Origin of the sequence: Lentzea sp. NPDC042327, assembly GCF_040647275.1 — a bacterium.
Lineage (GTDB): Bacteria > Actinomycetota > Actinomycetes > Mycobacteriales > Pseudonocardiaceae > Lentzea.
Map to the genome: position 1 here is coordinate 121,500 of NZ_JBEZBX010000015.1, position 14,307 is coordinate 135,806.

The following is a 14,307-nucleotide window of genomic DNA, read 5'->3' on the forward strand; positions in this document are numbered from 1 at the left end:
TCACGAGAACACGCAATGTATTCCCATCGCACCTGGTTGCGTGGGTCTGCTCACCCTGTGTGGCGCTAACCGGTCGTCGTGGAGCACAATATTCACGCAGGATGGAGGGGAGTACTCCCTAAGCGGCGGTGTCGTCAGTACGGAGTCCAGCGTCGGGCTTCCGGTGCCGTCGGTCGTGCGGGTGGTCTTCACAGGACCGGCCGGACGGCGGAGGAGACCTCCGGGTTGTTTGGCGTGCGCTGAGGAATCCCGGAGGTTGGGTTGTGAACGTCCCCGCATGGATGTGGATCGCGACGATCGTTGGTCTGCTCGTCCTGCTCGCCGTGGACCTCGTGATCGTCGATCGAAAACCCCATGAGGTGACGATCGGTGAGGCCGCCCGGTGGGTTGTGTTCTACGTGGCCATGGCCGCCCTGTTCGGGGCAGGCATCTGGTACTTCTCCGGTGGGCAGTACGCGACGGAGTTCTTCGCCGGGTACATCACCGAGTACTCGCTGAGCGTCGACAACCTGTTCATCTTCTTGATCATCATGACGACGTTCAAGGTGCCCGCGATCCACCAGCACAAGGTGCTGCTGATCGGCATCCTGCTCGCGCTCGTCATGCGCGGCATCTTCATCGCGCTCGGCGCGGCGCTCATCGCCGAGTTCAGCTGGGTCTTCTTCATCTTCGGCGCGTTCCTCATCTACACCGGCTGGCAGCTGGCGAGGGAGAACCACGACGAGGAGGAGGAGTACAAGGAGAACCTGATGCTCCGCGTGGTGCGGAAGGTCTTCCCGGTCACCAACGAGTTCCACGGCGCCAAGTCGTTCATCAAGATCGACGGCAAGCGCTTCGTGACCCCGATGTTCATCGTGATGGTCGCGATCGGCTCCACCGACCTGCTCTTCGCGCTCGACTCGATCCCCGCGATCTTCGGCCTCACCAAGGAGCCGTTCCTGGTGTTCACGGCCAACGCGTTCGCGCTGATGGGTCTGCGCCAGCTGTACTTCCTGCTCGGTGGCCTGCTCGCGAAGCTCGTCTACCTGTCGATCGGCCTCTCGGTGATCCTCGGCTTCATCGGCGTGAAGCTGATCCTGGAGGCGCTCCACACGAACAACCTGCCGTTCCTCAACGGCGGCGAGCCCTTCCACGTGCCGACCATCGGCATCGAGGTCTCGCTGTCGGTGATCGTCGGCGTGCTGGCGATCACGACGATCGCCAGCCTGCTCAAGGTGAAGCGCCACCCGGAAGCCGCCAAGCACATCGGCGCCGACCACTAGCTACCCGACGGGGACGCCGTTCTGGTAGACGGCGCGGACGGCCTGCCTCAGCGTTCCGGCCTTCACGTGCTGCTCGGCGTCCCCCTCGACCAGAACCAGATCGGCGAGCTTGCCCGGTGCGAGCTCGCCGAGCTCGTTCTCCAGGCGCAGCAACGCCGCCGCGGACCGCGTGGTGGCGTGCAGCGCCTCCGCGGGCGTCATGCCGTACTCGGTCATCAGGGTGAGCTCGGTGAGGTTGTCGCCGTGCGGTCCCACGCCCGAGTCGGTCCCCATGGCGATTTTCACGCCCGCCTGGTGCGCCTTCTGGAACGACTGGAAGTGCTGCGCCACCACCATCTTCGCCTTGTCCAGGACCACGTCGGAGATCGCGACACCCCGGGCGGCCTGGTCGAGCACCATGCGCGGCGCCATCAGCGTGGGCACGAGCCAGGTGCCGTTCCGCAGCATCTCCTCGACGCCCTCGTCGGTGAGGAACACGCCGTGCTCGATGGACCGCACGCCGTTGCGCACGGCGGTGAGGATGCCGTCACCGCTCATCGCGTGCGACATGACCGCGATGCCGGCCGCGGTGGCCTCCTGCACGATCATCGCGATCTCGTCGTCGCGGAAGTGCGCGTGCCGCGGGTTGCTGCGCGGTGACATCACGCCGCCGCTGGACGCGATCTTGATGATGTCCGCGCCGTGGCGGACCAGCGTGCGGATGACCTTGCGCAGCTCCTCGGGACCATCCGCGACGGTGTCGGGCAGGCCGGGGTGCAGCGGCGGGCTGACGTGCGCGCCGCACTGCATCCAGTCGTCGTTGTGGCCGCCGGTCTGCGACACCATGTTGATCGCGATCTGCATGCGCGGCCCCTGGACGAGCCCGCGCCGGACCGCCTCCGCGACCCCGAGGTCGGCGCCGAGCGCGTCGCGGACGGTCGTGATGCCGCAGTCGAGCGTCGCGCGCATGTTGCCGATGGCCTGGTAGAAGGGCAGCGAGAACGGCGTGTTCAGGTCGCGGACCAGGTCGGCACCGCTGAACATGAAGTGCACGTGGCAGTCGAACAGCCCCGGCAGCAGGGTGTGGCCGGTGGCGTCGACCCTGGTGTCGCCGTCGAGGTCGGTGCCCACGTCGACGATGCGGTCACCCTCGACCACCACGTCGCCTGGCTCGGTCGTTGTGCCGGTGAAGACCCGTCCACCGGAGAACACGATGCGCGTCATACGCGGAAATCTATGTGGCGAGTCAATTTTTGTGATCGGTCAACAAAACGTTGTGAGCGTTGCTAAAGAAACCTGTTACCGTCCGTGCCGTGCGCCCCGAAGACCTGGAGCTGCTCACCACGCCCGGCACCGTCGCGGTGTCCGGAGACCTGGTGCTGGTCAGCCTCGCCACGCCCGACTTCGCCACCAACACCTACCGGGGTGGCCTGCACCGGGTCCACCCCGACGGCAGCACGACACCGTGGACACACGGTGACCGTGATCATGCACAGCGTATTTCTCCCGATGGCACCCAGGTGGCATTCCTGCGCGTTTCGGGCAAAACGAAACCGCAGCTTTATGTCATGCCGACCGCGGGCGGTGAACCGCGCAAGCTGACCGATCTGCCGCTGGGCGCGGGCGCCCCGGTGTGGTCGCCGGACTCGACGCGGATCGCGTTCGTGGCGCGCATCCCGGAGGAGGGCCGCTACGGCACCGGTGACGACGGCCCCGAGGCCGAGGCGCCGCGCCGCATCACGCGGCTCGACTACCGCGTCGACGACGTCGGCTTCCTGCTCGACCGCCGGCCGCGACTGCACGTGACCGACCTGTCCGGCGAGGTCACCGAGGTCACCGACGGCTCCTTCGACGTGGCCGACCCGGCGTGGCTGTCCCCGGAGGAGCTGGTGTTCGCCGCACCACGTGACTTCGGCGCGGCCGAGACGCTGGTCAGCGACCTGTACACGGTGCCGGCCTCCGGTGGCCCGGCGTCCGTGCTGGTCCGCAGCCGGGGCGAGGTGTCGATGCCGTTCGTCGCCGAGGGGTTCGTCCACTGGCTGGGCACGGAGTTCACCGGGATCGACGCGGTGGCGCGCAACACCGGCCTGTGGCGGGCGCCGCTGGACGGCTCCGGTGGCCCGGAGCGGCTCACCGACGAGGAATCCGTCGACGTCGAACGGCTGTCCGGCCCGCCCGTGGTGGTCGGTCCGGACGTGCTGGTGGCGGTCCGCAACCGCGGTGCCGTGGAGCTGCGGCGAATCCCGCTGTCCGGCGGCGGCACCGGCGAGGTGCTCGCGGGCGAGTCCGCGGTGGTGAAGTCGTTCGCCTCCGACGGGTCCACCGTCGTCGCCGTCGTGTCCACTCCGGACAACGCCGGTGAGGTCGAGTTCGTCGGAACCGGCACGCGCACGTCGTTCTCGAAGGTGCCGGCCCGCCGCGTGGTGGAGCTGACCGGCTCCGCCTCCGACGGCTACCCCGTCCACGGCTGGCTCGTGCTGCCCGACGGCGACGGCCCGCACCCGGTCGTGCTGGCCGTGCACGGCGGCCCGTTCATGTACCACAGCTGGGGTTTCTTCGACGAGGCCCAGGTCTACGCCACCGCCGGCTACGCCGTCGTGCTGCCCAACCCGCGCGGCTCCGCGGGCTACGGTCAGGCCCACGGCCAGGCCGTGGTCGCCAAGTTCGGCACCGTCGACGTCGACGACGTGCTGTCCCTGCTCGACGTGGCGCTGGAACGCCCCGACTGCGACGCCGGCCGCGTCGGCGTCATGGGCGGCTCCTACGGCGGCTTCATGGCCTCCTGGCTGTCCGCGCACCACGGCGAACGCTTCCGCGCGGCCTGGAGCGAACGCGCCGTCAACGCCTGGGACTCCTTCTCCGGCTCCTCCGACATCGGCTACTACTTCCCCGACGCCTACTGCGGCCCCGACCCCGAGGCCCAGCGCGCGATGAGCCCGCTGACCTACGCGGAGAAGATCACCATCCCGTTCGCGGTCGTGCACTCCGAGCAGGACTGGCGCTGCCCGCTCGAACAGGCCCAGCGCATGTTCGTGGCCCTGCGCCGGCGCGGCGTCGAGGCGGAGATGCTGATCTTCCCCGGCGAGGGGCACGAGCTGACCCGGTCCGGCCAGCCGCGGCACCGCAGGCAGCGGTTCGCGGCGGTGCTGGAGTGGTGGGGGCGCTACCTGTGAGGAACTGACCCGTTCGGCCGGGGTCCTCGGCCGGACGGGCCGGGGACCTCAGCCCAGGAGCGTGTAGTTCAGCTCCTCGCACACCCGCGCCAACGGCAGGTCCAGTCCCGGGTGGTCCAACGGCAGCAACACGTCCGGAGCCGCCGGCAGCCCCGAAGCTCCCGGCGGGTCCCACAGGCACACGGCCGGGTCGCCCGAGTCCATCGACGACCGGTACCACAGCCCGTCGAGCTCCGGGTAGGCCGCGCGGATCGCGCGGGCCCACGCCTGCGTCACGGCCTTCGGGCCCGTCGAGATCTCCTGCGAGGCGCCCACCCGCGTCGGCCACAGGCCGCCCAGGTCCAGCAGGCGCAGGGTGCGGCGCGGGCGCAGGACCACCAGGAACGGGGAGCGGGTGCGGCGGTCGACCATCGAGGTGGCCTGGAAGACCTCGGCGACGGAGGTGCGGACGGACAGGCCGAAGTAGAGGACGCCGTTCTCGTGGTCCGGGGCCGGTTTGCCGTCGGGGGTCGGGGCCTGCGCGTCGAAGCGGGCGTGCGGGAGGGGGCCCGCGTAGCGGAACGAGTTCCAGCGCTGCGGGTGGGAGCCCTTGGCCGTGAAGACGCGCACCAGCCGGGTCGCGCGGTGGACGGCCACCACGTCCTCTGTGCGGCGCAGGTGTGCCTGGAGCACGGCAGGGGCAGGCGGCTGCGGAAGCCGTGACATTCGGGTCCTGTCGGGTGTTCGGGAACGGCTCAGGCGGGGGTGCCGAGCGCTGAGGCCAGGTCGGCGACGAGGCGCGGGTCTCCTCCTGCGAGGAGCCAGTCGCGGGGTGTCGCGGGCTTGCCGTCGACCAGCAGGTCCTCCTGGGCGGTGGTCATGAACGCGGCGACGACGAGCGCCGGCTGGTCGGTGGGCACGGCCGTGAGCACGGCTTCGAGGCCGGGCAGGACGCCGGTGCCGGCGAACTGCCAGGCTGGCAGGCGCCAGCTGCCGCGGTCCTTCCAGCCGACGAGCCTGCCCACGCCGAGGCGGTGGCGGACGCGGCTCGTGTCGATCTGCAGCTGACGTGCGGCGTCGGCGACGGTCAGCGCGGAGTCGCGCAGGACCGCGTGCGCCACGACGGTGCGGGTGCGCGGCTTGGCGTCGGACGGGCCGGCCGGGGACAGGTCGAGGCCCACGTCGGCGAGTGCCGTCTGCTGTTCGGGGGTGAAGTAGCTGACCGGCTCGGGATGTGGCGGCGCGAGCCTGCGCGCCGCGTCGGTCACGAGCGCGAGGAACTCGTCGGGCGTCACCTGCAGGCCGGCCTTGGCCAGCACCGTCTCCAGTGCGGGGCTCATGCGCACAGGATAGCCCGAGCGTGCGCATTTGTGCGCTCCACCAACAGAGTTCCACGTTCCGCGGTCACGCGACGACGCTACGTGAGAAATCCGGCCCGGTGTCCGTGACGTGGGCCTCAGCACCCTCATCGCTAGGATTTCCCGATGCAGCTGGACCGGGGAGCCAAGCGCGTCGTCGTGGCGTGGGCCGTCGTCATGATCGGCACGCTCGCGTACGTCATGCTCCGCCCGCCGGGGTGGTCGCTCGACCTGCGCGTCTACCGCAACGGTGGTGACGCGCTGCTGCAGGGCCTCCCGCTCTACGTCGAGGGGTTCGCGAAGCCGCTCGGCGGCCCCGACCTGCCCTTCACCTACCCGCCGGCCGCCGCCGCGCTGTTCAGCCTGCTCGCGCTCGTGCCGCTGGTGGTCGCCATCCTCGCGGTCGCGGTGGCGAACCTGGCGCTGCTCACGACGTTGTGCCTGGTCGCGGCCTCGCGCGTGCTCGGGTGGGGGCCGGAGGCGGTCAAGTGGGGGCTCGGCGCGGCCGCCGTGTCGTCGATCTTCGACCCGCTGCGCGAGACGCTCTGGTTCGGGCAGGTCAACCTGCTGCTCGGCGTGCTGGTCATGGCCGACTGCCTGCTCGAACGCACCCGCTGGTGGCCGCGCGGCGCCCTGATCGGGCTCGCGGCGGCGATCAAGCTGACGCCCGCGTTCTTCGCGTTGTTCTTCGTGGCCCGGCGCCAGTGGAAGCCGGTGCTCGTGTCGATCGCGTCGTTCTTCGCGTTCGGCCTGCTCGGGTTCCTGATCGCGTTCGGCGACGCGCGCGAGTACTGGACGCACGCGCTGCTCGACCCCGCTCGCGTCGGACGCCTGACCTACGCGTCGAACCAGTCGTTGCGCGGCCTGCTCGCCCGCCTCGGGCTGGAGAGCGGTCCGCAGGTGCTCACCTGGGTCGTGCTGTCGTTGCTGGTCGTGGCGCTGACGTGGTGGGTGGCGGCACGTGTCGGCGAGGTCGAGGCGTTCTTCGCCGTGGCCCTCGGCGGGCTGCTGATCTCGCCGGTCTCGTGGGGGCACCACTGGATCTGGATCGCGCCCGCGCTGGTGCTGCTGTCGCGGCCCGCGCTGCGGCGGCACTGGGCGTCGTGGCTGGTCGTGGCGGTGTTCGCGGTGGGGCCGCACTGGCTGTTCCCGCGTGACAACGACGTGGAGCAGCAGTGGGCGTGGTGGCAGCAGGTGATCGGCAACCTCTACGTGGTCGCCGGGGTCGCCGTGCTGGTCACGCTCGCCGTGCGGGCACGCCGCCCCGTCGTCGCGACCGCGGGCTGAGAACGTGGAGAAGGGGGCCCGGCCGCAGCCGAGCCCCCTTCAGCACTTCTCGCTCACTGACCGGTGATCAGCGAGACCGCGCGGTCCTGCGCCGCCTCGCTCACCTCACCGATGCGGAACCCGCGCGACACCGCGTGCGCCACCAGCTCGGGCTCCGGCGGCAGGCCGTACTTGCGCAGGTAGTGCGGCACCGCGCCGGCCCAGACCCAGGTGCCGTCGGTGCGGAAGTTCAGCGGCACGTCCTGCTCGCCGTTGGCGGAGAACTCGTCCACGTCGTAGCTGCGCGCGGCCAGCACGACCGGCGCCGTCTCGAGGTAGGTGAGCAGGTTGTCCACCAGCTGCGGGTCGACCGGCTGGCGGTTCACCACGATGCGGCCGTCGTCGTTCTTGCCGTCGTAGACCTTCGCGGTGCGCAGGTCGGCCGACGGCTGCTGCTCGGGCTGCTGCGGCGGGACGTGGAACTCCTGCTGCGGCTCCGGTTCCGGCTGGGGCAGCGGCGGCAGTCCGACGCGCTGCCGCCACCAGTCCGGGATCAGCTGGTCCGGCCGCGGGAACGTCTGCAGCTCGTCGCGGAACCCGATCGGCGGCGGCGTGTTGCGCCAGCGCGGCTCGTCCTCGGCGTTGAAGTCGACCGTGAACGCCGCGGGCGCCTCGATCTCGTAGGTCGCGCTCAGCCACGTGCCGCGGTCCGGCTGGTACATCCCGGCGCGCAGCTGGCCGAACATCTGCACCACGTCCATCGGCGGCCGCACCGGCCGCAGCTGCCCGTCGGGCCCGGCGAACGCGAGGTCGACCTCGATGTGCCTGCCCGCCGCGCGGTACTCGGCACGGATGCGCTGCCAGCCCTGCGGCATCGCCGGCAGCATGGCACGGCCGATCTGCCGCACGAGCTGCTGCTGTTCCTGCTCGCTCAGCGGTGTCGCTGGCTGGCCCATGTGCTCCTCGCCCCTCTCCCCGTCACAACGCGCTGATCTTATCGGGCTGCCCGTGCACGTGCGGGCGGGTCGGTGGCTTCGACCCGTTCACACTGGTTCCGAGGGTGTTGATCTCCCGGTGGTTCCCCGGCGGGGCCACTCGCGGTGGGTCTTCCGGTTCGCGGCCGGGAGACGCGGTCAGCGCCAGACGCCTGCGGACGTTCGGGTACCGGAGCGTCTGCGGGCCGTGGGCGATGCCCTGCCAGCAGGTGACCAGGGCGATGACGTTGCCGTCGGCGTCCCTGGTCACGTCCAGGTACGACTCACCGCTGTCGATGCGCACCGTCAGAGCCCCCGAGTGATGCCGGACCTCACGTCGACGAGGAGCGTGCCGTGCTCGTCCCACCGCCGCCGTTCGACCAGTTCGCCGAAGACGTTGAACAGGTCGTGCTCGGCGAGCTTCCCGTTGCGGTGCCACTCCCGCCATTCGCCGACCGGTGATCCCCGATGGCACCGGCCCTCGGCCTGCTTCTCACCGCTCGGGTACCACTCGGTCTGCGGGCCGTGCTCGATGCCGTCGACGTAGGAGGAGAGCGCGATGACGTTGCCCTCGGCGTCGGTGTCCTCGAGCTCGCCGGTGAACGGTTCACCGTCGTGCAGGAGGATCGCCGCCGGGGTGTCGACCGTCTTGCTCCTGTTGACGCGCAACGGGATCGCTCAGGCGCTGTGCTCGTAGGTGAGCGCGCCGGTCTCGTCCCACTCCCTGCGGTACAGCTGGCGGCCCCGGTCGTCGAACTCGGTCTCCAGCGCCAGTTGCCCGTTGGGGTGCCACTGCCGGTTCACGCCGCTGAGCATGCCGAACTTCATGGTGCCCTGCTTGAACGGGCGGTCGGGCCCGTACCACTCGGAGTACGGGCCGTCCTGCACGCCGGTGTAGTAGGTGTAGAGCGAGATCAGGTTGCCGTCCGCGCCGATCTCCACCACTTCGCCGGTGAACGGGACGCCTTCGTGGAGGACACCGTTGTAGTCGTCTTCGGTGTCCTCGATGTTCACACGCATGGTCATCACTCCGGCAGGACCTGGAGCCGCGGGTCACCAGGTGGATGGGTGAGCTTACCAGCGGAGCTGGGCACGCCGTCGATCATCCGCGTGCAGTTCGCGCAGCACTGTGCGGTGTCCGGGAAGCGGCCGTCCCTGACCGCGCCGACCTTCGCCGGCGTGAAGGCGTTGTCGACGCGCATCTCGCCCAGGATCTTGCGCAGCTCCTCGGGGGACACGTCCGGTGGGACCCCGCGGTCGAGCAGCATCTGGTTGACGTTCTTGACCTCGGCGTGCCTCGTCGGCGCGTCGTTGATCGGGAACGGCGTGCGGAACTCCTCACCGTTGCGGTCGAGCAGCGGCTGGCCGAGGCGGTCCGGGTTGCGGTCTGGCTGGGTGTAGCCCAGGCCGTCGCCGTCCGGCGGCGGGTTGCCCATCATCGCGTCGCGGCGCGCGGCCAGCGCCGGGTGGAGCTTGTCCTCCGGGATCAGGTCCGTGTTCGAGCCGTTGACCGACTCGTAGATCCGGCCGGTCTGCCGGTCGACCGAGACCGACGTGCACACGACGTTGTTGTTCGCGTACTTCTGGATGTTCTGCGCGGGGTGGTCCGGCGGCTTGATCGTGCCGTCGGCGATCTTGTTCTCGATCAGCTTGGCGCGGTCTTCGAGGACCCTGTTCAGGTACCGCTCGATCGGCTGGCCGTCGTAGTGCGTGATGAGGCCGTTCTCGTCGACCTGGCACCTGTCCGGGTCCAGCTGTTCGAGCACCTGCGGCTCGGCGCGGTTCGGCGGCAGGTCGTCCGGGTGGTGCGCGAACTCCGGGTCCCGCTCGTAGGGCGGCTCGCCGCGGTCGACGGCACCGTCGGTGTCCGTCGTCGCGTCCGGGTCGTGGCGCTCGGTGTCCGGGGCGTAGCCGTCGTCGCCGGTCTTGGTCTTCGTGCCGTCCGGGTGGTGGGTCTCCCACTCGCCGTTCGGCGGGATCTTCGGCTGGCGGGTGCCGTCGGGGCGGATGTCGGCGTCGCTCGTGAAGACGCGGCCGTTCACGTCGGTCCAGGCCGGCTTGGTGGGGGCGAGGACCGGGGCGTCGAGGTGGCGGGAGAGCTGCTGGGCGAAGTCGTTGCTGCCCGCGTCGCAGCCGATCAGGCGGACCGGGCGACTGCCGTCGTAACCACCGCGGCGCAGCATGTCCGCGTACTCGGCGGGGGTGTAGTCGTGGCCGCCGATGCGGGCGTGGCCGTCCGGGGTGACGTGGACGTCCGCGGTGAAGTAGCGCGGGTCGTCCGGCACGCGGTGGGGCAGGTCGCCCATGTCCAGGTCGCCGCCGTGGTGCGAGACGCCGGCCGGTGTCTGCTCGGCGTGGCGCTGGTGTGCGGCCTCCGGGGACGGGCGGTCCGCCGGTGTGGTGTCCACGTCGGTGTCGTGGGGGCGGTCCGGGGAGTCCGGGTCGTGCGGCTTGTCCGGGGTGTGCGACGGCGCGTCGGCGTCCGGGTGGTGTGGCGCGTCGGGGTGGTGTGGTGCGTCGGGGGAGTGCGGAGCCGCGGGGGAGTGCGGGGTGGCCGCCTCGGGGCGGGTCGCGTCCGGCGCGTGGTGCGGGGGTGCGTCGGTGCCGGTGCCGCGCGAGCGCGGGGAGTCCGGCGAGTGCGGACGGGAGCCGTCGGGGCGGGACGGGCTGTCGGGGCGGTGCGGGGTGTCCGGGCGCGTGGGGGCGTCGGGACGGGACGGGTGGCCCGCGGGGGCGTCCGTGCGGGGGCGGGAGGTGTCCGGGCGTGGGCCGGCGTCGGGACGGTTGAGGGCGTCGGGACGGTGCGGCGCGTCCGGGCGGGACGGGGTGTTCGGGCCGCCGTGCGGCGCGGTGGGGGAGTGCGGCGCGGTGGGGGTTTGGGGTGTGTTGGGGCTGTGCGGTGCGGCCGGTCCGCTGTGCGGGGCGTCCGGGCGCGACGACGGCGTGGTCGTGCCGGTGTGCGGGGCGTCGGGACGGGACGGCGCGGTCGGGCCGCCTGCCGGACGGGTCTGGGGTGCGTCGGGGCGGGAGGACGGCGCGGTGGGCGCGTCCGTGCGGGCCGACGGGGTGTGCGGAGCGCTCGGGGCCGACGGCGTGGACGGCTGCGGGCGCATCGGGGTGTCGGTGCGCGGGGAGCCGGCCGACGGGGAGCCGCTGGAAGAGGAGTGCGGGGTGCCGCCGCCCGCCGGGGGTGCCGACGGGGTCGACGGGGTGTGCGGAGTCGACGGGGCGTGCGGTGCCGCCGCCGAGGGAGCGGTGGCGCGGCTGGGCGGGGTCGCGTCGGTGCGCGGGGCGCCGGAAGGAGCACCGGACGACGGGGCGTGCGGGGCGCCACCGGGGGCGGAGGGCATGCCGCCGGACGGGGACGACGGCATCGACGGCGACGACGGAGCCGAAGGCGCCGAGTGCGTCGGAGGCGTGGACGGACGGGACGGGGCGTCGGCGCGGGAGGCCGTCGTCGAGTGGTCCGGGGAACGCGGGGCGGCCGGGGCGGACGGGGGCACGTCACCGCGCGAGCCGGGGGTGCCGGGGCGACCGGCGGGGGCGTTGCCGGCGGCGTTCGGTGCGCTGCCCATCGGGCCCGGCTGGGACGACGACGGGGTGGTGTCCGGGGTGCGCGAGGGCTGCGGGGCGTGCGGGACGTCCGCGCGAGCCGGCGCTTCGGGGGTGGCGACCGAGGACTGGGTGGTCTGGCCGGTGTTGCGCGGGGGCGCGGCAGAGGCGTCCGGGGTGGACGACGGGCCCGTGTGCGGCGAACCAGAGCCAGGAGCGGACGGGGAGCTGTCCGGAGTGGACGGAGCATCCGGGGTGCGCGGCGGGCTCGAAGGCGAAGAAGACGAGGAGGGAGAAGAAGGCGAAGAGTCCGGAGTGGACGAAGACGGTGAACCGGAGTGCGACCCCGACGGAGACCCGGACGGCGTCAGGTCCGGAGAGTTCGTGCTGTGGAACAGCCCACCGGGCTTGATGGACTTCGTCGAGATCACGTCCAGGCCGGTCACCTTGCCGACCAGCTTCCCGACCACCTTCATGATCTTCGTGAAGATCTCGACCAGCTTGCCCAGCAGCGGCGAGACCTTCTTGATCGTCTTGATCAGCTTCTGGATCAGCTCACCGATCCGCGTGGCCCACTTCGAGATCGCCGTCACGGCCTGAGCCACGATCACCGGCGTACCGAAACCGAGCGTGAACACGGCCTCCAGCACCCACGTGATCAGCTTCGCCACCAGGTCCGCGATCAGGTCGCGCACCATCTCCCGCACGAACCCGACGACCATGCCCATCACACCGACAACGGTCCCCACGGACCCAGCGGCCGAAGCAGCACCCGACAACGCGTCCAGCTGACCACCCGCCGCAGCACGGTAAGCGTCCGCGGCGGGACCCGTCCAGGCAGAAGTGCCGTCAACGGACGCCTTGTACTCGGCGGCGACCTTGCCCACCTCGGCCGAGACGTTCTTCCACGTCGTCGAGTACGACTCGATCACCGGCGGGTTGCCCGCCAGCCAGTCCAGGGCCTCCTTCAACGGCTGCATGTGCTCCATCAGGAACGAGGCCGCCGAGGACAGCAGGGTGCCGAACGGGTCGATCGCCATCGAGGCGGCGTCGGCGACCAGGCCGACCATGCCGAGGCCACCCTCGATCCAGTTGCCGTCCTTGATGCCGTTGAACGTGTCCATCGCGGACTCGGCGATGGAGATGCCGGTGGCCCAGCCGTTGTCACCGGTGCCCGCGTTGAAGAAACCCGACGGCTCAGCAGGTGCCTGGGCCACCAGCGGGTTGGGTGACGACATCAGGCTCCGCCCTGGAGGGTCCGCACGATGGAGTCTTCCACCGCCTGGTAGTGCTTCGCGGTCTCGTCGATGCGCTTGGCGGTCGCGTCCATCGCCTCGGCGACGCCCTTCAACGCGTCCATGCCCCACTGCTCGACGGGGTCCAGCAGCATCCGGAACGGCTGGCAGATGATGCCGTACGCGTCAGTCGGCATCGACACGGTGTTCGCCGCGTCGACGGCTCCCTGCAGCCTCCCCTGGAGGCCCTGCAGCGCCTTGACGTGCGCTTCCAGGACGTCGGACGTGACGTTGAAACCACCGGAAGTCATCGAACCCCCTCAAGTTCGAGCAGCGGACAGGATCAGGAGAGCACGGACTCCCCGCCGAAGTCGTCGTCGTCCGAAGGCGGACGGCGGCGCGGCGGCGGTGGTGGCGGGGTGGGACGGGACGGCGGTGCGTCGTCCTCCACGCGGAAGCTCAGCTCGTTGTGGTGCTGCGGCGCGGCCGGCGGGTCCTCCGCGGGCGGTGCCGGGAAGTTCTTCTTGGCCTCGTTGAACAGGACGTTGGCGGTCTCGTCCTGGGTGCCGATCGTCTCGGCCATCGCGGCCTGCAGCAGCTCCGGGATGCGGGACTGCGCGCGCTGCAGCAGCTTCATGATCTCGCCGCTGACCTCGGCCATGCGGCGGCCGGCGGCGGACTCGTTGATCACCAGGTGCTGCAGGATGCCGTTGGACCCGATGGTGAGCTCCACCGCGCCGTCGGAGGACCGCTCGGAGATCGTCATCCCCTGCACGCGCGTCGCCATCTCCTGGTAGCGGGCTGCGCGCTCCTGGACGTTCTTCTCCCAGCCCGCGAGCATCTGCTCCGACCCGGCGATGTCCTCTGGCACCGTGGTTCCCCTCCTACTGCGGTGGCGGACTGACAGGATGACGCAGCCGGGGGTGGTCCCGTTCCACGAGTGGAGCAAATCGGCTGCGCAGACCAATGGCGTTCCACTGAACGGACCAGTGGAACGCCATCAGGGGCCGACGTGCGTCAGCCGACCTTGATCAGGTCGACGACGAAGATCAGCGTCTCGTTGGGCTTGATCACGCCACCGGCGCCGCGGGCGCCGTAGCCCAGGTGCGGCGGGATGACGAGCTTGCGGCGGCCACCGACCTTCATGCCGGCGACGCCCTGGTCCCAGCCCTGGATGACGCGGCCGCCACCGAGCGGGAACATGAACGGCTCACCGCGGTCCCAGGACGCGTCGAACTGCTCGCCCGTCGAGTGCGAGACGCCGACGTAGTGGACGACGACGCGCTGACCGGGCGTGGCCTCCTCGCCGTCACCGACGGTGATGTCCTGGATGAGCAGGTCGGCCGGCGCCGGGCCGTCGTGCGGGTCGACCTCGGGCTTCGTGGGGGCCATCACAACTTCCTCTCGGAACGGGGTTGTTCGCGCCCGATCCAATCACGCGTGTGGTCGGACGGCCGAATGGCCTACGCGGACCGGCCCTTGCCCGTCTCGTAAAACCCTGTTGATCCTTGAAGAACTCCCGGCTCTGC

General features: G+C 71.0%; 14 protein-coding genes. 3 read left to right on the plus strand and 11 right to left on the minus strand.

Annotation, left to right across the window (positions count from 1 at the left end; all coding sequences use genetic code 11):
* Nucleotides 1–263: 263 nt before the first annotated feature.
* On the plus strand, nt 264–1,262 hold the full coding sequence (locus AB0A63_RS31845; RefSeq protein WP_360397719.1) for a TerC family protein: 999 nt from the start codon (nt 264–266) through the stop codon (nt 1,260–1,262).
* On the opposite strand, the gene AB0A63_RS31850 is transcribed toward AB0A63_RS31845, so the two are convergent.
* The gene (locus AB0A63_RS31850) at nt 1,263–2,465 is read right to left on the minus strand and encodes an amidohydrolase family protein (RefSeq protein ID WP_360397721.1); all 1,203 of its coding nucleotides are present in this window, start codon (nt 2,463–2,465) and stop codon (nt 1,263–1,265) included.
* Between the two features lie 89 nt (nt 2,466–2,554).
* Here AB0A63_RS31850 and AB0A63_RS31855 point away from each other — a divergent pair, with 89 nt between their 5' ends.
* Nucleotides 2,555–4,414: a S9 family peptidase gene (locus AB0A63_RS31855; protein WP_360397723.1), complete on the plus strand. Its 1,860-nt coding sequence runs from the start codon at nt 2,555–2,557 to the stop codon at nt 4,412–4,414.
* 48 nt (nt 4,415–4,462) lie between these two features.
* Here AB0A63_RS31855 and AB0A63_RS31860 read toward each other — a convergent pair whose 3' ends face one another.
* Both AB0A63_RS31860 and AB0A63_RS31865 read right to left on the minus strand, forming a co-directional pair.
* The gene (locus AB0A63_RS31860; RefSeq protein ID WP_360397725.1) at nt 4,463–5,119 is read right to left on the minus strand and encodes an RES family NAD+ phosphorylase; all 657 of its coding nucleotides are present in this window, start codon (nt 5,117–5,119) and stop codon (nt 4,463–4,465) included.
* 29 nt (nt 5,120–5,148) lie between these two features.
* Nucleotides 5,149–5,733, minus strand: a complete 585-nt coding sequence (locus tag AB0A63_RS31865; protein ID WP_360397727.1) for a DNA-binding protein — start codon at nt 5,731–5,733, stop codon at nt 5,149–5,151.
* A gap of 144 nt (nt 5,734–5,877) precedes the next feature.
* Between AB0A63_RS31865 and AB0A63_RS31870 the strand changes: the two genes are divergently transcribed.
* Nucleotides 5,878–7,038, plus strand: coding sequence for a glycosyltransferase 87 family protein (locus AB0A63_RS31870; RefSeq protein WP_360397729.1), 1,161 nt, complete (start codon nt 5,878–5,880; stop codon nt 7,036–7,038).
* 53 nt (nt 7,039–7,091) lie between these two features.
* Here the strand turns inward: AB0A63_RS31870 and AB0A63_RS31875 are convergent, their stop codons facing one another.
* The 8 genes from AB0A63_RS31875 to AB0A63_RS31910 all read right to left on the minus strand — a co-directional run bounded on the left by AB0A63_RS31875 (nt 7,092) and on the right by AB0A63_RS31910 (nt 14,170).
* Nucleotides 7,092–7,973 (minus strand): hypothetical protein, encoded by an 882-nt coding sequence (locus AB0A63_RS31875; RefSeq protein ID WP_360397731.1) that lies wholly within the window; start codon nt 7,971–7,973, stop codon nt 7,092–7,094.
* Nucleotides 7,974–7,995: 22 nt separating this feature from the next.
* Nucleotides 7,996–8,295, minus strand: coding sequence for a hypothetical protein (locus AB0A63_RS31880; protein WP_360397733.1), 300 nt, complete (start codon nt 8,293–8,295; stop codon nt 7,996–7,998).
* Nucleotides 8,296–8,297: 2 nt separating this feature from the next.
* Nucleotides 8,298–8,660 carry a hypothetical protein gene (locus AB0A63_RS31885; protein ID WP_360397735.1) on the minus strand — a complete coding sequence of 121 codons (363 nt, stop codon included), beginning with the start codon at nt 8,658–8,660 and terminating at the stop codon, nt 8,298–8,300.
* Between the two features lie 9 nt (nt 8,661–8,669).
* Nucleotides 8,670–9,017, minus strand: coding sequence for a hypothetical protein (locus AB0A63_RS31890; protein ID WP_360397737.1), 348 nt, complete (start codon nt 9,015–9,017; stop codon nt 8,670–8,672).
* Nucleotides 9,017–12,781, minus strand: coding sequence for a hypothetical protein (locus AB0A63_RS31895; RefSeq protein WP_360397739.1), 3,765 nt, complete (start codon nt 12,779–12,781; stop codon nt 9,017–9,019). Before AB0A63_RS31895 ends, AB0A63_RS31890 begins: the two co-directional genes overlap by 1 nt.
* Nucleotides 12,781–13,089 (minus strand): type VII secretion target, encoded by a 309-nt coding sequence (locus AB0A63_RS31900; protein WP_360397741.1) that lies wholly within the window; start codon nt 13,087–13,089, stop codon nt 12,781–12,783. Before AB0A63_RS31900 ends, AB0A63_RS31895 begins: the two co-directional genes overlap by 1 nt.
* Before the next feature lie 32 nt (nt 13,090–13,121).
* Complete coding sequence (locus AB0A63_RS31905; protein WP_360397743.1) at nt 13,122–13,649, minus strand: YbaB/EbfC family nucleoid-associated protein; 528 nt, start codon at nt 13,647–13,649, stop codon at nt 13,122–13,124.
* Nucleotides 13,650–13,795: 146 nt separating this feature from the next.
* Nucleotides 13,796–14,170, minus strand: a complete 375-nt coding sequence (locus tag AB0A63_RS31910) for an FKBP-type peptidyl-prolyl cis-trans isomerase (protein WP_360397745.1) — start codon at nt 14,168–14,170, stop codon at nt 13,796–13,798.
* Nucleotides 14,171–14,307: the final 137 nt, after the last annotated feature.